This window comes from Streptomyces spiroverticillatus (genome assembly GCA_014650415.1).
GTDB classification, from domain to species: Bacteria; Actinomycetota; Actinomycetes; order Streptomycetales; family Streptomycetaceae; genus Streptomyces; species Streptomyces spiroverticillatus.
Genome location: BMUX01000002.1, coordinates 278,513 through 299,109, shown reverse-complemented (window position 1 = coordinate 299,109; position 20,597 = coordinate 278,513). Strand labels below are relative to the sequence as shown.

21 protein-coding genes and 1 pseudogene are annotated in these 20,597 nt (G+C 68.8%); 16 read left to right on the top strand and 6 right to left on the bottom strand.

Annotated elements, in window-relative coordinates; genetic code table 11:
• Complete coding sequence (locus IE269_RS05690; protein ID WP_189821628.1) at positions 1-909, top strand: SDR family oxidoreductase; 909 nt, start codon at positions 1-3, stop codon at positions 907-909.
• A gap of 261 nt (positions 910-1,170) precedes the next feature.
• On the opposite strand, the gene IE269_RS05685 is transcribed toward IE269_RS05690, so the two are convergent.
• The 3 genes from IE269_RS05685 to IE269_RS05675 all read right to left on the bottom strand — a co-directional run bounded on the left by IE269_RS05685 (position 1,171) and on the right by IE269_RS05675 (position 2,101).
• On the bottom strand, positions 1,171-1,506 hold the full coding sequence (locus IE269_RS05685) for a hypothetical protein (protein ID WP_189821627.1): 336 nt from the start codon (positions 1,504-1,506) through the stop codon (positions 1,171-1,173).
• Positions 1,507-1,616: 110 nt separating this feature from the next.
• Positions 1,617-1,901, bottom strand: coding sequence for a DUF7848 domain-containing protein (locus tag IE269_RS05680; protein WP_189821626.1), 285 nt, complete (start codon positions 1,899-1,901; stop codon positions 1,617-1,619).
• Complete coding sequence (locus IE269_RS05675; protein WP_189821625.1) at positions 1,901-2,101, bottom strand: hypothetical protein; 201 nt, start codon at positions 2,099-2,101, stop codon at positions 1,901-1,903. The genes IE269_RS05680 and IE269_RS05675 overlap by 1 nt, the downstream gene beginning before the upstream one ends.
• A 107-nt stretch (positions 2,102-2,208) precedes the next feature.
• Between IE269_RS05675 and IE269_RS05670 the strand changes: the two genes are divergently transcribed.
• Together IE269_RS05670 and IE269_RS05665 are read left to right on the top strand one after the other, a co-directional pair.
• Complete coding sequence (locus IE269_RS05670; protein WP_189821624.1) at positions 2,209-3,036, top strand: helix-turn-helix domain-containing protein; 828 nt, start codon at positions 2,209-2,211, stop codon at positions 3,034-3,036.
• Positions 3,033-3,236 (top strand): DUF397 domain-containing protein, encoded by a 204-nt coding sequence (locus IE269_RS05665; protein ID WP_189821623.1) that lies wholly within the window; start codon positions 3,033-3,035, stop codon positions 3,234-3,236. Before IE269_RS05670 ends, IE269_RS05665 begins: the two co-directional genes overlap by 4 nt.
• Positions 3,237-3,457: 221 nt before the next feature.
• Here IE269_RS05665 and IE269_RS05660 read toward each other — a convergent pair whose 3' ends face one another.
• A complete protein-coding gene (locus IE269_RS05660; RefSeq protein WP_189821622.1) occupies positions 3,458-4,003 on the bottom strand; it encodes a hypothetical protein in 546 nt (181 codons plus the stop codon).
• Positions 4,004-4,720: 717 nt separating this feature from the next.
• Between IE269_RS05660 and IE269_RS05655 the strand changes: the two genes are divergently transcribed.
• The 5 genes and pseudogenes from IE269_RS05655 to IE269_RS05640 all read left to right on the top strand — a co-directional run bounded on the left by IE269_RS05655 (position 4,721) and on the right by IE269_RS05640 (position 11,326).
• Positions 4,721-8,074 carry an RHS repeat-associated core domain-containing protein gene (locus IE269_RS05655; protein WP_229897839.1) on the top strand — a complete coding sequence of 1,118 codons (3,354 nt, stop codon included), beginning with the start codon at positions 4,721-4,723 and terminating at the stop codon, positions 8,072-8,074.
• A 482-nt stretch (positions 8,075-8,556) separates the two neighbouring features.
• On the top strand, positions 8,557-8,796 hold the full coding sequence (locus IE269_RS43700; RefSeq protein ID WP_474184324.1) for a hypothetical protein: 240 nt from the start codon (positions 8,557-8,559) through the stop codon (positions 8,794-8,796).
• Between the two features lie 12 nt (positions 8,797-8,808).
• Positions 8,809-9,213: pseudogene (locus IE269_RS43695) on the top strand (RHS repeat-associated core domain-containing protein); the annotation flags it as partial.
• Between the two features lie 625 nt (positions 9,214-9,838).
• Complete coding sequence (locus tag IE269_RS05645) at positions 9,839-10,015, top strand: hypothetical protein (RefSeq protein ID WP_189821621.1); 177 nt, start codon at positions 9,839-9,841, stop codon at positions 10,013-10,015.
• A 294-nt stretch (positions 10,016-10,309) separates the two neighbouring features.
• Positions 10,310-11,326, top strand: coding sequence for a phosphotransferase (locus IE269_RS05640; protein WP_189821620.1), 1,017 nt, complete (start codon positions 10,310-10,312; stop codon positions 11,324-11,326).
• A 29-nt stretch (positions 11,327-11,355) separates the two neighbouring features.
• Here the strand turns inward: IE269_RS05640 and IE269_RS05635 are convergent, their stop codons facing one another.
• Positions 11,356-11,601, bottom strand: a complete 246-nt coding sequence (locus IE269_RS05635) for a hypothetical protein (RefSeq protein WP_189821619.1) — start codon at positions 11,599-11,601, stop codon at positions 11,356-11,358.
• A 190-nt stretch (positions 11,602-11,791) separates the two neighbouring features.
• Between IE269_RS05635 and IE269_RS05630 the strand changes: the two genes are divergently transcribed.
• The 6 genes from IE269_RS05630 to IE269_RS05605 all read left to right on the top strand — a co-directional run bounded on the left by IE269_RS05630 (position 11,792) and on the right by IE269_RS05605 (position 17,012).
• On the top strand, positions 11,792-12,580 hold the full coding sequence (locus IE269_RS05630; protein ID WP_189821618.1) for a 2-keto-4-pentenoate hydratase: 789 nt from the start codon (positions 11,792-11,794) through the stop codon (positions 12,578-12,580).
• Between the two features lie 12 nt (positions 12,581-12,592).
• On the top strand, positions 12,593-13,504 hold the full coding sequence (locus IE269_RS05625; RefSeq protein ID WP_189821617.1) for an acetaldehyde dehydrogenase (acetylating): 912 nt from the start codon (positions 12,593-12,595) through the stop codon (positions 13,502-13,504).
• Positions 13,501-14,586, top strand: a complete 1,086-nt coding sequence (dmpG, locus tag IE269_RS05620; protein WP_189821616.1) for a 4-hydroxy-2-oxovalerate aldolase — start codon at positions 13,501-13,503, stop codon at positions 14,584-14,586. Before IE269_RS05625 ends, dmpG begins: the two co-directional genes overlap by 4 nt.
• Before the next feature lie 10 nt (positions 14,587-14,596).
• Positions 14,597-15,802, top strand: coding sequence for a 3-ketosteroid-9-alpha-monooxygenase, oxygenase component (locus tag IE269_RS05615; protein WP_438817570.1), 1,206 nt, complete (start codon positions 14,597-14,599; stop codon positions 15,800-15,802).
• Positions 15,803-15,873: 71 nt separating this feature from the next.
• Complete coding sequence (locus tag IE269_RS05610; protein ID WP_229897840.1) at positions 15,874-16,029, top strand: hypothetical protein; 156 nt, start codon at positions 15,874-15,876, stop codon at positions 16,027-16,029.
• Positions 16,026-17,012 (top strand): ferredoxin--NADP reductase, encoded by a 987-nt coding sequence (locus IE269_RS05605; protein ID WP_189821614.1) that lies wholly within the window; start codon positions 16,026-16,028, stop codon positions 17,010-17,012. The genes IE269_RS05610 and IE269_RS05605 overlap by 4 nt, the downstream gene beginning before the upstream one ends.
• Before the next feature lie 206 nt (positions 17,013-17,218).
• On the opposite strand, the gene IE269_RS05600 is transcribed toward IE269_RS05605, so the two are convergent.
• Positions 17,219-18,172 carry an IclR family transcriptional regulator gene (locus IE269_RS05600; protein WP_229897841.1) on the bottom strand — a complete coding sequence of 318 codons (954 nt, stop codon included), beginning with the start codon at positions 18,170-18,172 and terminating at the stop codon, positions 17,219-17,221.
• A 315-nt stretch (positions 18,173-18,487) separates the two neighbouring features.
• Between IE269_RS05600 and hsaA the strand changes: the two genes are divergently transcribed.
• Together hsaA and hsaD are read left to right on the top strand one after the other, a co-directional pair.
• Positions 18,488-19,669 (top strand): 3-hydroxy-9,10-secoandrosta-1,3,5(10)-triene-9,17-dione monooxygenase oxygenase subunit, encoded by a 1,182-nt coding sequence (gene hsaA / locus IE269_RS05595; protein ID WP_189821613.1) that lies wholly within the window; start codon positions 18,488-18,490, stop codon positions 19,667-19,669.
• The gene (hsaD, locus tag IE269_RS05590) at positions 19,666-20,538 is read left to right on the top strand and encodes a 4,5:9,10-diseco-3-hydroxy-5,9,17-trioxoandrosta-1(10),2-diene-4-oate hydrolase (protein WP_229897842.1); all 873 of its coding nucleotides are present in this window, start codon (positions 19,666-19,668) and stop codon (positions 20,536-20,538) included. Before hsaA ends, hsaD begins: the two co-directional genes overlap by 4 nt.
• Positions 20,539-20,597 lie beyond the last annotated feature (59 nt).

Here is a 20,597-nt window from a genome sequence, read left to right as displayed (position 1 = left end):
ATGGGTATCGCTGAGGGACGCGTCGTGGTCGTGACCGGTGCGGGACGCGGCCTGGGCCGCGCCCACGCGCTCGCCTTCGCCGCCGAGGGCGCGAAGGTGGTCGTCAACGACCTGGGCGTGAGCGCGGACGGGGCCGGGGCCTCGCAGAGCCCCGCCGAGGAGGTTGTCGCCGAGATCCGGGCCGCAGGCGGCGAGGCAGTCGCCCACGGCGGTGACATCGCGACGACCGAAGGCGCGGCCTCGCTGATCGCCACCGCTGTGGAGACCTTCGGGGGCATCGACACCCTGGTCAACAACGCGGGCTTCCTGCGCGACCGGATGCTGGTCAACCTGGACGAGGACGACTGGGACGCCGTCATGCGCGTCCACCTCAAGGGCCACTTCCTCCCCCTCAAGCACGCCGCGCAGTGGTGGCGCGCGGAGGCGAAGGCGGGTCGTCAACGGCTGGCACGGGTCGTCAACACCAGTTCTGGGGCGGGCCTGTTGGGCAGCGTCGGCCAGGGCAACTACTCCGCCGCCAAGGCCGGGATCGTCGGCCTGACGCTGGTCGCCTCCGCCGAGATGGGCCGGTACGGAGTCCAGGTCAACGCCCTCGCGCCGGCGGCCCGCACCCGTATGACCGAGGCCACCTTCGCGGACACGATGGCCGCGCCCGGCGAGGGCGCCTTCGACGGGATGGCCCCCGAGAACGTCTCGCCGCTGGTGGTGTGGCTGGGCTCGGACGGCTCCGAGGGCGTCACGGGCCGGGTCTTCGAGGCCGAGGCGGGCCGGATCACGGTGATGGAGGGCTGGCGTCCGGGCCCGACGGCGGACAAGGGCGCGCGGTGGACTCCGGCGGAGGCGGGCGAGGCGGCGTCGAAGCTGCTGGCGGAGGCGGAGCGGCCGCAGCCGGTGTACGGGGCGCGGTAGGACACGGCGTTACGCAGCCGCCCGGCCCGCCCGGGCCCGGCGGCTGCGCCTGTGCAGGTCCCTGGGGGGCGGCTCCCCGCTTGAGCCGCTGCACCACGTCCAGAAGGACGTTGACGTTGGTGATGTCGTGCGTGCTCGCCGAGTCGCCGACCGGGCGCTTTCTGAGGGCGGCGGCGGGCGGGGTCGGGGGTTCGGTGAGGCCGGGATTCCCTGCCATGCGGTCGGTTCCCCCTGGGGCGGTGGGGCCCGTGCCGGGGGTGCTCAGAGCGAGCTGAGCCCCATCGTCAGACCGCCTGCCACGCAGACGACCCACCCCAACACCGGCCTCCACAGGACACTCACCGCGAGCGCGGCCGAGGCCGGGACGAACGTACCGAGGAACAGCCCCGTGACGAAGACGCCCCAGCTCGCTTCCGCCCCGCCCAGCAGCCACCCGACCGCTGCCGCCGCCAGGGCCGCGGCGAGATGCCCGTACCGTACGTCGCTCAACTGCGGCCATTCACTGGGGCGTTCGCGGCGGCGGTGCACGAGGCGGTAGCGGAGCATGATGCCGAGTTCCGCGAGGAGGACGGCCGTGGCGACGGCGTTGGTCAGCATGAGGATTCCCGTACTCGGCACGTGCGGTTGCGCGCTTGATCGACTTCGGGTTCATGCAACCGTGCGTCGGTCCTGAAGGAAAGGGACCTTCGGCCTGTCCTGTGCCCAGGTCACGAGGGTCCCTGCTCTCCCCTCGGGACGATGGAGCACTCCGAGCCGTCGGCGGGGGTCGTCACCGTGTACTCGTGGAAGGTGCGCCGGAAGCGGGTGTGGCCGGTCTCGCCGCTGTGGGTGAACTGCCAGGCGGCGACGGGCTCCGGGGTCGCGCTGGTACCGGACGCGGCTCCGCAGTCGGCGTCGTCGCCGGAGACGCAGACCGCTTCGTACTCGGGCTCGGAGAGGGGGTCGGGGGCGATGCGGTACGGGACGAATCGCAGGACGGTGTGTCCGGCCATCACCGGCCCCCGAACATGCGGCGCCGGCGGTTGTACTCGGCGACGCGTTCGCTCAACTCGGCAAGGGTGGTGGGGTCTTCGGGGTCGGTGTTGCCCTCGGGGGTGGGGGAGTCGGTCGGCTCGTGGGGGACGTGCAGGGTCCCTTCCGTGCCGTACTCCGCCGTGAGCGCGGCGAGCCAGGCGCGGGCGGTGCTGGGCATGGGTGGCTCCTCTCCGTAGTGGGGTCACTACTGGGGAGGTTCAGGGTGGCGTGAGCCGGGCATGCCTTCAACTTGCGATCTGTGCACGGAGAGTCGGGTGGGGACCCTTGAACCGCAAAGACCTGGAGCCGGGAAGCTCGCCAGCCGCAGCGTACGGCGACCGTTTACGCATCCTGCGGGACGAACGCGGCTGGACGCAGGATGAACTCGGCGCTCGCATGGGCTACTCGGGGACGCACATCTCGGCTGTGGAAACTGGTCGACGATCCCCAACTCCTCGGTTTTCGAAGAGTGCTGACAGGGCGTTGGGAACCGGTGACCTGTTCGAGCGGCGGGGTAACTCGGTGCGCAACACCTCCTTGCTGGAGGGGTTTACCGAGTACCTCGCGCTGGAGGTCAAGGCCGCCGAGATCCGGCTGTTCGAGCTGGGCATCATCCCGGGCCTGCTCCAGACGTCGGACTATGCGGCGGCCATCACTCGGGGCGCGGTGCAGCGGGGCGCCATCACGGAACAGCAGGCGGAGGAGCGGCTGACGCTTCTCGCGGCACGCCAGGCTTCCCTGGAGCGCACGCCCCCGCCCTTCATCCACGCGGTGATGGACGAGAGCTGTCTGCGGCGTCCGGTGGGCGGGGCGAAGGTCATGGAGGGGCAGATGGACCGGCTGCTCGCGTTCGCGGAACTGCCCACCACCGTTCTGCAAGTGGCGCCGTACTCCCTCGGTGAGCGGAGGTCCTTCGACATGCCTGTACTGCTTGTCACGATGGAGGACCGCAAGACGATCCTCTACGCCGAATCGGCCCAACGAGGCCATCTGGAAAGGGAAAGCGCGTTCGTGGTGCCCACGCTGACGGCCTACCATCAGATTCAGGCCGAAGCGCTTTCCCAAGCGGAATCCGTGGCCATGATCCAACAGTTCCGAAAGGGCGCACCGTGACCGAACCGCAGTTCTTCAAGTCCTCCTACAGTAGCAACGGCGGCAACTGCATCGAGATCGCGGCCAACCTCGCCGCTTCGCACGGCGTGGTCCCGGTCCGTGACTCCAAGAACCCGGGCGGCCCGAGCCTGGGCCTGACGACCCCCGCCTTCTCCTCCTTCATCATCGGCATCAAGTCGGGCGCGTTCCAGTCCCGTTGACCCGCCCGGCGAGGCACACCGCACCGCCACCAGACCCGCCGCCCCGCACCCGCGAGGGCGGCGGTCTACTGCGCCTGCCCCCGCTTGAGGCGCTGCACCACGTTCAGGAAGACGTTGACGTTCGTGATGTCGTGCGTGCTCGCCCCGTCGCCGACCGAACGCTTCCTGACGTCGTTGAAGTACAGCTTCCCGTCGTACGACCAGTAGTCGGCGATCTCCGTTCACGCGGCGGTGCGCTTCCTGCCCGTCACGCCGTGCCGGTCCGCCGTGAACGCCCCGAACCGCACGCTCTCCCCGCGTTCGATCCGGGCCAGGACGGACGGGAGCTGCGTTTTGGTGATGCCGTCCTGGATGTAGTTGCCCCAGTCGCCCGGGTAGAGGAACGGGGCCCCGCTCAGCACCTCGGTGATGCCGTGCATCTGCTTGTCGCCCTTGAGGAAGGTGCGGCCGCCGGGGCCTATGCTGACCCCGACGCCCGCCGGGTCGATGAGGGTGTAACGGGCGTCCTTCGTACTGCCGTTGATCGTGCGGCGGTACTCCAGGACGCGGGTGTTCGCCCAGTCGCGTGTGATCTCGAAGCCGACCCGGTTGTCGGTGATGACGACCCCGCCCGCGTAGAGGTAGAGGCGGCAGTCCTTCCACTTCTTGTACCCCAGACCCCTGTACGGGACGAACGTCCAGCCCGACCACTGCCCGAGGCCCGCCTGCGCGGCGAGGGCGGTGGCGGAAGGGGTTGGTGATTCGGTGAGATCGGGCTGCTTCGCCATGCGGTCGGTTCCCCCTGGGTCGACGGAGGGGCGGTGCTGCCCCAACTCACTAGCACCGCAAGCTAGTTCAACAACGGGGTCAATGGTGCTGCTCCGGTGAAGAGTCAGCAGTGATGCGCGTCCCATGGGGCCGGCGAGGGTCGCGACCGGGCACCGCACCGGCAGGCGTGGTTGAGGCCCTCGTTCACGGCGCAGGGAGGCCCCGTTTCGCCCGGTCCGGAGGGGCGTGCGGCCTTGCGGGCGGCCAGTGATGATTCCGGCCCCCGTTCATGCGCACGTCTCCCATTTTTTGCCTTGTACGCAGAAGTGATGAGTGGGGTCGCGGGCTTTGCGTGGGCCTCTGAGGTCCGAAGGCTGGAGGCGGGGGCACTCCAGGCTCTGACCTGTCAAGTAATGGAACACATCCCCACGAAAGCGTCCCGCCTCTCAGCGCTCTGCGTTCGTATTCTGATCTTCCCGGCAGCAAATTTCCCTGCCTTCGTGGGCGCATATTCAAGCCATGTTCCGTCCTGTCGCGACCCGGGCCGTCGGGCGGAGCCCTCGCCTCCATCCGGAGATGTCGTGACTTTCCGTGCGAAGGGGAGGGGCTGATTCCTGCGCGCATGTGTTCGAAGTTTGGGGGCACGGCCCCCACATTCGTGGGGGAAGTGTGTGAACGTGTGCGCCTCCGGTGGCCGTTGGGGCTGTCGGCAACTGACTTTCCGTGGGGGGAAGTTGATGCAGAAGCACACCCATGCCCGTACGCAGGTACGGGCGAGACGCTCTTTGACGGTGGCCTTGGCGGTGCTCGCCCTGGGCGCGGGAGCGCTCCCGACCGCGATGGCCGACCCGGTGGAGCCGCCGCCGGTCCCGGCGTCCTCGGTGTGGGGCAAGAAGGACGCACCCAAGCTGCCGATCCCGCCGGTGAAGGTCGGCACGAACAAGGCCCCGGCCCCGGTCGCGGAAGCGGCTGTGTCGAAGGACCGGGCCGCGTGGCGGGCCGCGCAGAAGCAGCGCGCCCGCTCCTCGCACAAGGCCCGCCTCGCCGCTCCGGCCGCGCCGCTGCTGGCGGACGTCCCGAAGGGGCAGGGCGATGTGCCCTGGCACCGGATCTCGGACTTCCGGATCACGGATGCCCTGGTCGCCCGGGTGAACTACTCGACCGGCAACCTGATGCTCGCGGCCACCGACTTCGACGTACCGGGTGTGGGCCAGTCCCTCCAGCTGACGAGGACGTACAACTCCATCGACGCCCCGTGGGGCAAGGTCTCGCAGCGGTGGTGGCAGGGCTGGGAGCGGTACGCGCAGGTCAGTGACACGGAGTTCGCCTGGTTCGACGCCACCGGCGCCTCGGTGCGCTTCACGAAGAAGGCCGACGGCACGTACACCACGCCCGCCGGGTACTCCAAGGACCTGAAGGCGAACGCGGACGGCACCTTCACCCTGACCGACCGCAAGTCCGGCTCCAAGGACACGTACAGCGCGGGCGGCACCCTCACCAAGGTCACCGACCGCAACAACGGCACCATCACGGTGACCCAGCACGACGAGGGCACCGAGCACAAGGGCTTCAAGCTGACCGAGACCCGCTCGGGCCGCTGGATCGACCTGGTCAAGACGGACGCCTCGCAGTGGCAGGCCAAGGACCACACCGGCCGCACCGCCGTCTTCGACCTCAACCCTGCCGGCGACCTCGCGAAGACGACGGACACGTCCGGCAAGTCGACGGTCTTCGGGTACGACTCCTCGCGCCGCCTGACGATGATCACGACCCCGGACGGCCGCGTCACCAACTTCGGCTACGACGCGCAGAACCGCGTGACCTCGATGCAGCGGGCGACGGCCTTCAACGGCAACGCGCACACGGGCCCCACCTACTCATACACGTACGAGACGAACAAGACAAAGGTCACCGACCCCGAACAGCACACCACCACCTACGAGTTGAACGCGGACGGCGGCGTCACCAAGACCATCGACGCGCTCGGCCACTCCCGCTCCTCGACGTACGACGCGAACCACAACGTCAAGACCGCCACCGACGCGATGGGGGTGGGCGGCACTCCGGGCAACGAGACCGCGTACGGCTGGGACGCCCGGAACAACCCGACCTCCGCGAAGCTCCCCACCGGGGCGACCTCGACGGTCGGCGGATACGCCACCAAGGCGGGCCGGGATGTTCCCGGCACGATGGAGTCGGCCGACGGTGAGAAGACCTCCTTCACCTACGACGCGGCGGGCAACACCGAATCCGTCGCCGTCTCCGGGGCCGGCGGCGGCACCGAGAAGTACACCTACAACAAGGCCACCCCGACCTGCGGCGGCTTCGAGGGCCAGCGGTGCACGGTCACCGACGCCCGCGGCAAGGTGACCAAGTTCCAGTACGACGCCAAGGGCAACCTGATCGAGGTCACCCCGCCCGCCCCGCTCGGCAAGACCACCTACACCTACGACGCGCTGGGCCGTGTCGATACGTCGGTGGACGGCCGCGGCGTGAACTCCGTGTTCACCTATGACACCCGCGACCGCATCACCGAGGTCTCGTCCTCCACGACCACGGTCACCTACGTCTACGACGGTGACGGCAACCTCTCCCGGCGCACAGACGACGGCGGCCTGATCAAGTACGCCTTCGACCCGCTCTCCCGCGAGACCATCCGCACCCTCCAGGACGGCTCCCAGACCGAGCTCACCTACACGGCCGCAGGCAACGTCGACACCTACAAGGACCCGGCGGGCCTGACCGACTACACCTACGACGCCGCGAACCGCCTCACCACCCTGAAGGACCCGACGGGCAAGACAACGACGTACGCCTACAACAACAACGACAGGCGCACGAAGACCACGTACCCGGGCGGGACCGTCCAGGACACCACGCTGGACAAGTCCGGCCGCCCGACCCTGATCAAGGCAACCTCGCCCAAGGGCACCCTGACCAACACCTCGTACACCTACTCCTACGTGGCCGGCACGGCGACCAAGGACGGCACGAAGATCCGCACCAGCACGGACGGGGTGATGGGCCTGACGAAGACCTACACCTACGACAGCGCGGGCCGCTTCTCCTACTCCGAGGAGAAGAAGGGCACCACCCTCGCCGCCTCCTACCAGTACTGCTACGACGCAGCGGGCAACCTCACCTCCCAGGGCTCGGCGAAGGGCTGCCCGTCGGGCATCGCCCTCACCTACAACGACGCCTCCCAGATCACCTCCCGCGCCGGCTCGACGGCCGGCTGGGGCTACGACAAGGCGGGCAACGAGACCGACGGCGCCAGCGGCGTCGAGCGCGCCCGCACCGGCGGGGTGTGGTCGGATCACTCCCAGCAGACCTCGGTGACAGTGGCCGGGAAGAAGTACACGGGCCTGTACGGCTCCACCGACCAGTCCGAGCGCCTCTTCTACGGCGACACCACCATGCACAACGGCCCCCTGGGCCTCTCCGCGAAAACGGACCCGACCGGGGACATGGGATTCAACAGGGAAGCTTCGGGCACCCTGAACTCCATGACGACCGGGGGCAAGTCGTACTACTACCTCACCGACGCACTCGGCTCCGTCCTCGCGCTCGCCGACGAGACGGGCGCGAAGGTGAACGAGTACCGCTACAGCCCCCGCGGCGTCGACGGCACCTTCACCGAAAAGGTCCCCCAGCCCTACCGGTTCGTCGGCGGCTACCAGGACCCGACCGGCCTCTATCACCTCAAGGCCCGCTACTACGACCCCCGTATCGGCCGCTTCACCAGCCCCGACCCCTCGGGCCAGGAGAAGAACCCCTACCTCTACGCCGAAGGCGACCCCGTCAACCGCATCGATCCCAGCGGGACTCTTAGCCTCAAGAGTTTCGCAGGAAAAGCGATGAAGAAGCTCGGGACGGCGTCAGACATTCTCGCAATCGGGGAATTCGGTGCTCAGATGGCCGAGGGCCAGTACAAGGAAGCGGCGGGAACAGCTCTCAGCTTCGCCGCAGACAAAGCGTTCACCGCTGGCTGCACCGCCCTCACGAGCGGAGCAGGTGCCGTCCCGTGTGCAGTGGGCGGGATGGCGGTTGGGGAGCTGACGAACGCAGCCTACGAGAAGGCCACAAGCTAACAACCATTAACTGCCAGATGGCATGGGAGGATTACTGATGACGGAGACTCAGAGTTTGGTGACCTTGTCCTACAAGGGACTGGGAGGGGTACCCGTCTGGATTCTCATCGGAGTCGTGGTGCTCTGTGTAATAGTCGCATTCGCCGCGAAGAGCCGAAAGAAGTAGGGACTCCCGGTTTCTGGTAAGCAGCACGGTGCCCCGCTCCTCAGACTTCCGAGGAGCGGGGCACATCCAGGAGCAGCCAGTAGCCCAGTTGGTCGGTTCCTTCAACCGGGACTACATTACGGAGTTCTCCCCCACGGTCACCTACATCTACGACGGCGACGGCAATCTCTCGCTTTCAGATTCATAGGGTGGGCGGTGCCTCTGGCACTGCCGTCGGTTCCGCGCCTCGACCGTCCACCCGCGCATCACGAGGGCTTGGGCGGATACCGGTTACGCACCACTAGGCCTCTCCGCGAAGACCCACCCGTCCGGGGACATGGGATTCGGCCGGGAGCCCGGGGGCACCCTGAGCTCTATGACGACCGGGGGCAAGTCGTACTACTACCTCACCGACGCACTCGGCTCCGTCCTGGCCCTGGCCGACGAGACGGGCGCGAAGGTGAACGAGTACCGCTACAGCCCCCGCGGCGTCGACGGCACCTTCACCGAAAAGGTCCCCCAGCCCGACCGGTTCGCCGGCGGCTACCAGGACCCCACCGGCCTCTACCACCCATAGGCCCGCTACTACGACCCCCGTATCGGCCGCTTCACCAGCCCCGACCCCTCGGGCCAGGAGAAGAACCCCTACCTCTACGCCGAAGGCGACCCCGTCAACCGCATCGACCCCAACGGAACGTTGAGCGTAGGCGGAGTGCTTAAGGGCGCCACCAAAGCTGTCGGTCTCTACGGCGACGTCAAGTCTGGGGCAGAAGCTGTGGGCGCGCTGGCGAACGGGAAGTACGGCAAAGCTGCCGCTATCGGTGCGGGGATGGCAGCTGGTGCGCTTACGGATTCTGCTTGCGGAACGGTCGCTGTAGCTGCAGGAGCTCCTACGGGCGGAGTCGGTGGGGCTCTCGTGGGCGCCGCGTGTTTCAAGATTGGGGACTACGTGGGTGACAAGGTTGAGGAGGAAGGAATGGATGCCTGGGGATAAATGATTTGGGCATGAGGGAGAGCCATTCAGCTTTCTCCCAGGCCAGTCAGCCGCCCCAGTCGGAGAACCTCATCATCGGAGGGTTTAGTGGAAAGTAACACGCTTGCCGCGCTGTCCGGTACTTCCGGCGCGATTATAGCCACCGTGGTTGTCATCATCGGTATCGCTGCGGCTTTTTACGTCCGATTGAAGAAGTAGGGACACCATGCGCATGGACGCTGCCACCAGGGGTGAACCTCTGGCTGAAATTTTCATCCTGATCGGCGGCTTACTCGGGATGAGGTCACGTCCGAAATAGCCATGATCTTCGCTTTCGTGGGCGCCTGGGCCGGGAAGGCCGTTCCCTCCGAGGGGATGGGGTTCAACCGGGAGCCCTGGGGTACCCGGGAATTCCATGATGGGGCATCACGGGAAGGGGGGGGGAGGGCGGAATGTTGCGCGTGCTCGGTGTTGGTGACGGTCCAAATTTGCCTGGTTGGGGGATAGCGATATTCATCGGCTTGTTCGTCGTTGTCGCTATTTCCATGGGCATAGGAGCAATGCGGCGTCGCAGGCGCTAGATCCTGCCACCACCACGGATTGTTCGTCGTCTCCCTTCTTTGCAGGTTAACCAGATGGAAGTCTCGTGCAAAATCTGGTCATCTTCACTCTCCTCTCGCTGCTGGTCGCTGCGGGCGCTCTCTTTTGCGGGCTGAAGAGCGGTGACCTTGCGTACACCGGGCTGGGGATCTGCATAGTGGTTCTCGTGACGATATTGATACTGGCTGTTTGGAATCACGGCTTCAGGAAGAGGAAGCTCTGAGGTGCGAAGAATGCGCCTTGCGGAAGTGGATTTCGAAAGCGGAAGCGGAGGCCCGGAAGTGAGTGCTCTCACCGTCTTGCTGTTGGGTGCGGCCATTGGACTCGTCGTCGGTCCGCTGACCGTTGTGCTCGTCAACAGGGCCCGACGGTGCCGTTGACGCACCAAGAGTGTTGGACGGGGCGGCGGTTGATGGTCTGCGTCAATTCCGCAGGCCGGCACCTACGGAATTCTGGATGCGCAATGCGGGCGGGATACTCGCTGGAGCGTCGGCGTTCGCGGTGGTCTGATGGGGCGATGGACCACGGACACACCGAAACCACCCTCGACCTGGGGGATTACGCCGGAACCCGTACCCCCTGGGACGACCCCTGCTGGCAGGCGCAGGCCCTCGGCTGGGCCGCGCGGGTCCTCCGCGAGGCCGGAATGAGGGAGGTCCCGGCGCGGGCGCGGGCCGTGCGTATCCGGCCCTGGTCGGTGCTGGTGAGGTTCCGGCTGGAGGGCGGCAGCAGTGCTTGGTTCAAGGCGAACCCGCCCGCTTCCGCCTTCGAGGCCGGACTCGGCGAGGCCCTCGCCCGGTGGGTGCCCGAGCACGTACTGCATCCGTACGCCGTCGACGTCGAGCGGGGCTGGGCCCTGTGGCCCGACGGTGGCACCCTCTTTGCCGACGTGCTCGACGCGCAGGGCGACCCCCATGCATGGGAGGAACCCCTCCGCCAGTACGCCACCATGCAGCGCGCCCTGATTCCGTACGCCGACAAGGCGGAGGCCCTCGGCGTCCCGAGCCTGCGCAACAGCGTGCTGGTGGAGACGTACGAGCGCATGGTCGAGGCCTGTGCGGCCCTCTCGGCGGGGGAGCGGGCGGCCATGCTGGCCAGGGCCGGTCAAGTCGCCGACTGGTGCGCGGAGTTGGAGGGATTCGGCATTCCCGCCTCCCTCGATCACTCCGACCTCCATGCCAACCAGGTCTTCGCCCCCAGTGCCGGCCACCCCGACCGGTACGCCTTCTTCGACTGGGGCGACGCCGTCGTCGGGCACCCCTTCGCGAGCCTCCTGGTCAACGCCCGCGTCGCCCGCCACCTCTTCGGCCCCGAGATCCTGCCCCGCCTCCGCGACGCCTACCTGGAACCGTGGACCGGCGACGGACTCACCACCGCCGAACTCCACCGCGCGGTGAGCCTGGCCTGCCGCCTCGGCGCGGTCTCCCGGGCAGGCGCCTGGGGCCGCCTCTTCCCGGAGGCCATGACCGGTGACGATGGCGGCGCAGACATCGCCCGCTGGCTGCGCGAACTGTTCGCGGAGCCGCCGTATTAGCCAGGCGCGGCTGCCCCCTGCGAGACCGGTTACGGGGCCGACGCCGTGACGGTGGCAGCGGCGACAGCGAGAGCCAGTGCACCGATCACGACGACCTTGTCCCGGCGGTTGAGGAAGCCGTACGACCCGTAGTGCTGTCTCGCCTTGAAAAGGGTCACTGCGTAGCAGACCACCGCCGGCAGGGCGAGCCATCGCGGCCCGGCGACGACGCCCCAACCTGCGCCTGCACCCAGGACTGCCAGCCAGGGCACGAGAAGCCTGATTTGTCCGGTCATGGCCGCAATCTATCGGAAAGCGGCGCGTCCTGGGGCGGGCCGGAGACGCACTCCGGCCCACCCCTTTTCCGTACCTCCAAGGCCCCCGACCCCTTTCCCGGTCAGTGGGAATTGGCCCTCCCGGGCGGTCCCGAGTCCCCCTTAGCCTCGCCGGAACCGCACCGCCCCACCGCCCTGGAGGACCGCCCCCATGCTCGACGACCACCGGAGGCAGGAGGCCGCGGAGCTGCTGCGTTCCGCCGAGCACAGCCGTACGCCGGTCGCGCCCCTCGCCGGGAGCGCCGCCTTTCCCGGTATCTCCACCGAGGACGCGTACGAGATCCAGCTTCTTAATATCCGCCACCGCATCACCGCCGGTGCCCGTATCACCGGGCACAAGGTCGGGCTGTCGTCGCCGGTGATGCAGCAGATGATGGGCGTCGACGAGCCCGACTACGGGCACCTCCTGGACGACATGGAGCTGCACGAGGGCACCCCCGTGCCCGCGGCCCGCTACTGCGCGCCCCGCGTCGAGGTCGAGGTCGGCTTCGTGCTCGGGGACGACCTGCCGGGGGAGGGGTGCACCGTTGCCGATGTGCTCTCCGCGACCGAACTCGTCGTACCCGCAATTGAGTTGATTGACAGTCGGATCGCCGACTGGAAGATCGGGATTGCCGACACGATCGCGGACAACGCCTCGTCGGCCGGGTACGTCATCGGCGAGGGGCGCGACCCGCGCGAGCTGGATCTGCGGGCCATCGACGCCACCCTCCGGTGCGGGGACGAGCTGATCACCCAGGGGCGCAGTGACGCCGTGCTCGGTGATCCCGCCGCCTCCGTCGCCTGGCTGGCCCGTACTGTCGCCCGCTTCGGTGTTCCGTTGCGCAAGGGGCACGTGGTGCTGCCGGGGTCCTGCACGCGCGCCGTCGACGTGGTCGCGGGCCGGACCTACACCGCCGAGTTCTCCGGGCTCGGCTCCGTCTCCCTCTCCTTCAGCTGAGGTACGTACGCGATGAAGCACGCAGACCCTGTCAGGAAAGCCACCGCCGCCATCGTCGGCTCCGGCAACATCGGCACCGACCTGCTCTACAAGCTCCAGCGGTCCGCGCACATCGAGCCACGGTGGATGATCGGCGTCGACCCGGCGAGTGAAGGGCTCGCGCGCGCACGGAAGTTGGGTGTCGAGGCCAGTCATGAAGGGGTGGACTGGCTCCTCTCCCAGGACGAGAAGCCGGACATCGTCTTCGAGGCGACCAGCGCGTACGTCCACCGGGCCAACGCCCCGCGCTACCGCGAACTCGGCATCAAGGCAGTCGACTTGACGCCCGCTGCCGTCGGTCCCGCCGTGGTGCCGCCCGCGAACCTCACCGCGCACCTGGACGAGGACAACGTCAACATGATCACGTGTGGTGGTCAGGCGACGATCCCGATGGTGTACGCCGTCTCGCGGGTCGTGCCTGTCGCGTACGCGGAGATCGTCGCCTCGGTCGCGTCCGTGTCGGCAGGGCCCGGGACCCGGGCCAACATCGACGAGTTCACCCGGACCACCTCGCGCGGCATCGAGGAGATCGGCGGTGCCCGGCGCGGCAAGGCGATCATCATCCTCAACCCCGCCGATCCGCCGGTCATCATGCGCGACACCGTCTTCTGCGCCATTCCGGAGGACGCCGACCGCGAGGCGATCATCGCGTCCGTGAAGCAGGTCGCGGAGGACGTGGCGGCGTACGTGCCCGGCTATCGGCTGCGTACGGAACCGCAGTTCGACGAGCCGTCCGCGATGAACGGGGGGATGGCGCGCGTCGCGATCTTCCTGGAGGTCGAGGGCGCCGGCGACTTCCTGCCGCCGTACGCAGGAAATCTGGACATCATGACCGCCGCCGCCACCAAGGTCGGCGAGGAGTTCGCGAAGGGGATGCAGGCATGAGCAGCGTACGGACCTACACGCCGAGCGCGCGCGGAACGTACTCCGACGCCCTCGACATCCGCATCACCGACTCCTCCCTGCGCGACGGCTCGCACGCCAAGCGCCACCAGTTCACGGGCGAGGACGTACGGAACATCGTCGGCGCCCTCGACGGGGCCGGTGTGCCCGTCATCGAGGTCACGCACGGGGACGGGCTCGGGGGGTCGTCCTTCAACTACGGGTTCTCCAAGACGCCCGAGCAGGAGCTCATCAAGATCGCCGTCGACACGGCGAAGCAGGCGAAGATCGCCTTCCTGATGCTGCCGGGGCTGGGGGTGAAGGACGACATCCGGGCCGCTCACGGGAACGGCGGTTCCGTGTGCCGCATCGCCACGCACTGCACCGAGGCCGACATCTCCGTCCAGCACTTCGGGCTGGCGCGGGAGATGGGGCTGGAGACGGTGGGCTTCTTGATGATGGCCCACTCGACCACGCCCGAGAACCTCGCCAAGCAGGCGCGGATCATGGCCGATGCCGGTTGCCAGTGCGTGTACGTCGTGGACTCGGCCGGTGCGATGGTCATGGACGACGTGACGGATCGGGTCGCGGCGCTCGTGGCCGAGCTGGGGGACGACGCCCAGGTCGGGTTCCACGGGCACGAGAACCTCGGGCTCGGGGTCGGGAACTCGGTCGCGGCGGTGCGTGCCGGGGCGCTTCAAATCGACGGTTCTACGCGGCGGTTGGGGGCGGGTGCCGGTAACACTCCGGTGGAAGCCTTCGCGGCCGTCTGCCAGAAGATGGGGATCCGTACCGGCGTCGACGTACTCAAGATCATCGACGCGGCCGAGGACGTCGTCCGGCCCGTCATGGACGACGAGTGCCTGCTCGACCGCATGTCGCTGATGATGGGCCACGCCGGGGTCTACTCCAGCTTCCTCAAGCACGCCTACCGGCAGGCCGAGCGCTACGGCGTCTCCGGGGCCCAGATTCTCCTCCGCGCGGGCGAGCGCAGGCTCGTCGGCGGCCAGGAGGACCAATTGATCGACATCGCACTTGAACTTGCAGCAGAATCCAGCCAGTCGCAGCACGCGATCATCAAGTAGGGGGAGAACCATGTCCGTTCAGCCCGACGTGTCGCCGCAGCCCATGTCGCAGAACGAAGAAGACGTCCGCGTCATCGAGGCCGCCGCGCTGCCCACCCGTTTCGCGCGCGGCTGGCACTGCCTGGGGCTGGCCGAATCCTTCCGGGACGGCAAGCCGCACGAGATACAGGCCTTCGGCACCAAGCTCGTCGTCTTCCAGGGCGAGGACGACGGCGAACTCCACGTCCTCAACGCCTACTGTCCGCACATGGGCGGCAACCTCGCCCACGGCACCGTCAAGGGCAACGCGGTGGCCTGCCCCTTCCACGACTGGCGCTGGTCCGGCAACGGCAAGTGCGCCGGAATCCCGTACGCCCGCCGCGTCCCCCCGCGCGCCAAGACCCGCGCCTGGCCGACGCTGGAGCGCAACAAGCAGCTGTACGTGTGGAACGACCCGGAGGGCTCCAAGCCCACCGACGACGTCACCATCCCCGAGATCGAGGGCATCCACGGCCCCGACGCCGGTGAGTGGAGCGACTGGTCCTGGCACTACCTGCGGGTCGACAACTCCAACTGCCGGGAAATTGTCGACAACGTCGTGGACATGGCGCACTTCTACTACGTGCACTACGCGTTCCCCGAATACTTCAAGAACGTCTTCGACGGGCACGTCGCGACCCAGTACATGGAGTCGTCGCCGCGGCCGGACATCGACCTGGGGACGCTGTCGGCCTCCGGCGGGCTGCGGTCCGACGCCTCGTACTACGGGCCGTCGTACATGATCGACAAGCTGTGGGCGGACGTCGGTGGCGGGCTGGAGATGGAGTCCGTGCTCATCAACTGCCACTACCCCATCGACGAGAACAGCTTCATGCTCATGTACGGGGCGATCGTCAAGAAGCTCCCCGGCATGACGGACGAGCAGGCCGAGCAGGCGGCGCAGGCCACCTCCGAGGGGCTGGCCGTCGGCTTCGAGCAGGACGTCGAGATCTGGAAGAACAAGACCCGGATCGACAACCCGCTGCTGACCGAGGAGGACGGGCCGGTCTATCAACTGCGGCGCTGGTACGAGCAGTTCTACGTGGACGCGGCCGACGTCAAGGACGAGATGGTCCGGCGCTTCGAGTTCGAGATCGACACCACCCGGGCCAACGAGGCGTGGCGGGCCGAGGCCGAGGCGAACATCGCGGCGCGGAAGGCGGCGGAGGCTCAGATCGCTGCGGGGTCCGGTTCGTGATGCGTGCTGTGGAGTGCGGGGCCTGCGGGAATCAGGTCCTGTGCGAGAAGTTCAGTCCTGCGCATACGCAGGTGCAGTGGACCGATGAGGCCGCGGAGGTCTGCCCGCGCATCCGGGAGAAGGTCGCGGCCGGGGAGCTGAGCGCCCGGGTGCGGTCCTGCGGGGAACTGAGGGACTCCATCGATGCCGCCGTCGCCTCCGGGCTGCTGGAGGTGGGCGGCGCATGAGTGGGTCCGTGAAGGTGCGGGTCGCGGAGGTCGTACGGGAGACGGACGACGCCGTGTCGCTCGTGCTGAACGCACAACTTCCTTACACCCCGGGACAGTTCCTCACGGTGCGCGTCCCGGGCGGTGCCGCCCGGTGCTACTCCCTGGCGAGCTCCCCGCACACCGGGGAGCCCATGAAGGTCACGGTGAAGAGGGTGGCCGGCGGGCTCGGCTCCGGCTGGGTCTGCGAGGAGGTGGCGGCGGGCGACGAGCTGGAGGTGCTCGCGCCCGCCGGCACCTTCACCCCGGGCGACCTGGACCGTGACGTGGTCCTGGTCGCCGGGGGCAGCGGGATCACACCGTGCATGTCCATCCTCAAGTCCGTGCTGACCGCCGGGCGGGGGAACGTCGTTCTTCTGTACGCGAACCGCGACCAGGGGTCCGTGATCTTCCGGGACGAGCTGTGGGGGCTGGCCGAGGCCTACCCGGGGCGGCTGGCGGTCGTGCACTGGCTGGAGTCGCTCCAGGGGCTGCCCACGGCGCGGATGCTCGGGGCGGCGCTGGCCGCGTACGCAGGGCGGGACGCGTATCTGTGCGGGCCGGCGCCGTTGATGGACGCGGCGGAGGAGGCGCTGCGGGGGGCCGGGGCGCGGGTCGTGCACCGGGAGAAGTACTTCTCGCTGGCCGACGACGTCTTCGACCGTGCGCCGGTCGAGGTCGCTTCGGACGGGTCCTTCGTGGCCGGGGTCTCGCTGGACGGCGAGGAGCACGAGGTGGGGTGGGCGGAGGACGTTCCGCTGCTCGACGCGATGCTGGCGGCGGGGATCGACGCGCCGTTCTCCTGCCGGGAGGGGGCGTGCAGCGCGTGCTGCTGCCGGGTCGTCTCGGGTGAGGTGAAGATGCTGCGCAATGACGTGCTGGACGAGGAGGATCTGGCGGAGGGGTATGTGCTGGCCTGCCAGGCCGTGCCGTTGAGTGCGCGGGTGGAGGTCACGTACGAGTAGGGGGGAGGGGGGTTTGTGCGGGGCCCTCCCCTCCTCCTTCGTCCCCTTGGGCGGCGGGGCCGCCCCCCGGGGGCGGGACGGGCGGGCAAGGGGGCGGCTCGCCCGATACCGGGCCACCCCGGTTCCGCCCCCTGCCCGCACCCACCGGCACCGGCAAGACCCGATGGCCCCCGGCCCACCCCGGCACCGGGGCAAGGCTCACCCGCCTACATCCACTCGCTCCGCCCCAGCCACCCCATCATGTTGTCCATCGCCTGCTCCGACATCCTGTGCTCCGGCACGGCCGGCAGGACCGGCGCCGCCGACGCCGCCCGCGTCCTGGCCCGCCCCGGCCCGTACAGCTCCCGCCACACCGCCCGCGAGCACGCCAGGACCGCAGGGGCCAGCCGCTCCAGCTCGCGGTGAGCCGTCGCGCCCCCCTTGCAGGACACCGAGATCGCCGCCACCGCCCGGCCCGCTCCCCTCAGCGGAGCCGCCACGCACGCCACACCCCGGAAGGCCTCCTCCCGGTCGAAGGCCAGGCCCCGGTCGCGCGCAGCCGCCAACTCCTGGCGCAGGGACGCCGGTCGGACCAGCGTCGAGGGCGTCCGGGGACGCAACCCCGCCGCGATCACGTGTTCCGCCGCGTCCGGCTCGCTGAAGGCGAGGACCGCCTTGCCCGCCGCCGTGCAATACGCCGGCATCCGGCCGCCCACCCGCGAGGGGACGCTCGTGTCGTCCAGGCCGCCGATCCGCTCCAGGTAGACCACCTCGGTGCCGTCCAACACCGACAAATGGACCAGATGGCCCGTCTGCTCGTGCAAGGCGTGCAGCCGGGGCAGTGCGGCCCGGCGCAGCCGGTTGTGGTGGGAGGCCAGCGCCCCCAGCTCCAGCATCCGCATGCCCATCCGGTAGTCCCGGCCCTCCCGGTCCAGCCAGCGCAGGCCCACCAGTTGGTCCAGGATGCGGTGCGCCGACGAGCGCGGGATGCCCGAGCGCCGTACGACCTCCGTGAGGGAGAGCCTCGGCTGGGCCCCGTCGAACGCGCCGAGCACCTTCGCGGCCTTCTCCAGGAGGGAGAGGGGCTGTTCGGGGGTCGGGTGGCCCTGCGGCGAGTGCCCAGTAGTGGCACGTGTCATCATCTCGGCGAGCGTCGTCTGCTCCGGCATGAGATCAGTCATCAGAGGAACCCCTGTGTGCGGTACGCATCCGCGACATTGCGGACGTGCGGGCGGCCTTGGGGCGACCCTGTCACGGGGGTCGCTTCGGGGGGAAGAGGTCGTACTGAGGTATTTCTTTTCGGAATACGTTTCGGGGGTGCGCCGGATCCCGCGGAGGTCCCGGCTGAGGTCCCCGCGGAGGTCCCTCCGGACGCCCCCGGAGCCACCTCCCGGCCCCCTTCCCGCTCAGTGGGAACCCGGTATTTCGTGCCCGAACCCCGCGGCGTACGTTCTGGCCACTCCACTCGATCCCGCACTTCCCGAGAGGCGACACGCATGGGTGACGAAGCAGTCCTCGAAGTTCTCGCAGCGGTCCGCGCACTGGCCCCGACGCTGCGCGAGCGCGCCGCGGAGGCCGAGGCGGCGCGCAAGGTCCCCGAGGCCAGCATCAAGGAGCTGGAGGCCACCGGCTTCTTCCGCCTCCTCCAGCCGAAGCGGTACGGCGGCTTCGCCGCGCACCCCGCGGCCTTCTACTCCGCCGTCAAGGAGATCGCCAAGGCCTGCGGCTCCACCGGCTGGGTCTCCTCGGTCGTCGGTGTCCACCCCTGGCACGTCGCCCTCTACGACGTCCGCGCCCAGGACGAGGTGTGGGGCGAGGACCCGAGCACGCGCATCTGCTCGTCGTACGCGCCGACCTGCACGGTCACCCCCGTCGAGGGCGGCTTCAAGGTCACCGGCGCCTGGCACTTCTCCTCCGGCTGCGACCACGCCGACTGGGCCCTGCTCGGCGGCATGATCAAGGACGCCGAGGGCCGGCCCGTCGACATGCGGACCTTTCTGATTCCGCGTACCGACTACACGATCAACGACGTGTGGGACACGGTCGGTCTGCGCGGCTCCGGTTCGAACGACATCGTCTGCGAGGACGTGTTCGTCCCCGAGCACCGCGCCCTGAGCTTCGGCCCGGTCACCGCGCTGAAGACCCCCGGCCAGGAGGTCAACCCGGAGCCGCTCTACAAGCTCCCGTACGCCTCCGTCTTCACCACCACCATCTCCACCCCGATCGTCGGCATTGCCGAGGGCGCCTACGAGGCGTACGTCTCCGCCACCCGCGAGCGCTTCCGGATCTCCTACGGCCAGCAGGTCGCCGAGGACCCCTTCGCGCAGGTCCGCATCGCCCGCGCCGCCAGCGACATCGACGCCTGCTGGCTCCAACTGGAGCGCAACATCAGCGACTTGTACGACCTGGCCGTACGCGGCGAGGAACTCCCGATGGAGCTGCGCACCCGCGCCCGCCGCGACCAGGTGCTGGCCACCGAGCGCTCGGTGGCCGCCGTCGACCTGCTGATGGAGAACGCGGGCGGCAGCGCCATGCGCAACAAGGCCACCAACGTCGTCCAGCGCGCCTGGCGCGACGCCCACACCGGCCGCGGCCACGCCGCCAACGACCCCGAGCGCGCGCTCGTCCTCTTCGGCCAGGGCGCCCTCGGCCTCGACATCCAGGACACGATGCTGTGAGCAACGCCGACATTACGTACGAGTCCTCGTCCCGCACCGCCAAGGCCGGCGGCCTCACCCTGCACTACCACGAGGCCGCCCCCGCCGACGCGACCCCGGACACCCCCGTCGTGATCATGCTGCACGGCGGCGGCCCCGGCGCCTCCGGCTGGTCCAACTTCGGCGCCAACCTGCCCGTCTTCGCCGAGCACTTCCGTACTCTCCTCGTCGACCAGCCCTGCTACGGCAAGTCCGACAAGCCGGAGCTCGACAAGGACTTCTTCTCCTACGCGGCCGACGCCGTGGCCGCCCTGATGGACGAACTGGGCATCGCCCAGGCCCACTTCATCGGCAACTCCCTCGGCGGCGGCACCTCCACCCGGATGGCCCTCAACCACCCGGACAAGGTCGCCAAGCTGCTCCTCATGGGCCCCGGCGGCGTCTCCATCAACCTTTTCCACGCCGACCCGACCGAGGGCATCAAGCGGCTCTTCGAGTTCAGCACGGCGGCCACGCCGACGCGCGAGCAGATGAAGACCTTCCTGACCACCCTCGCCTTCGACCCGGCGATCGTCACCGACGAGCTGATCGACGAGCGGTACGCCCAGGCCACCGACCCGGAGGCCGCTCTCGGCAACGCCCGCATGGGCGCCTCCTTCGCCAAGTGGCCCGAGGACACCATGCTCTGGCGCGAGGCCCACCGCATCGGACAGCCCACGCTGCTGACCTGGGGCCGGGAGGACCGGGTCAACCCCCTCGACGGCGCACTGGTCGCCCTCAAGGCCATCCCCAACGCCCGCCTGCACGTCTTCCCGCACTGCGGCCACTGGGCGCAGCGCGAGCAGGCCGACGAGTTCAACCGCCTGGCGATCGACTTCTTCCGCCACTGAGGCGCTCGGGCGCTGTGCGGTACGGGTTGGCCCGTGCCGCACCGTGCCCGGCTGGTGTC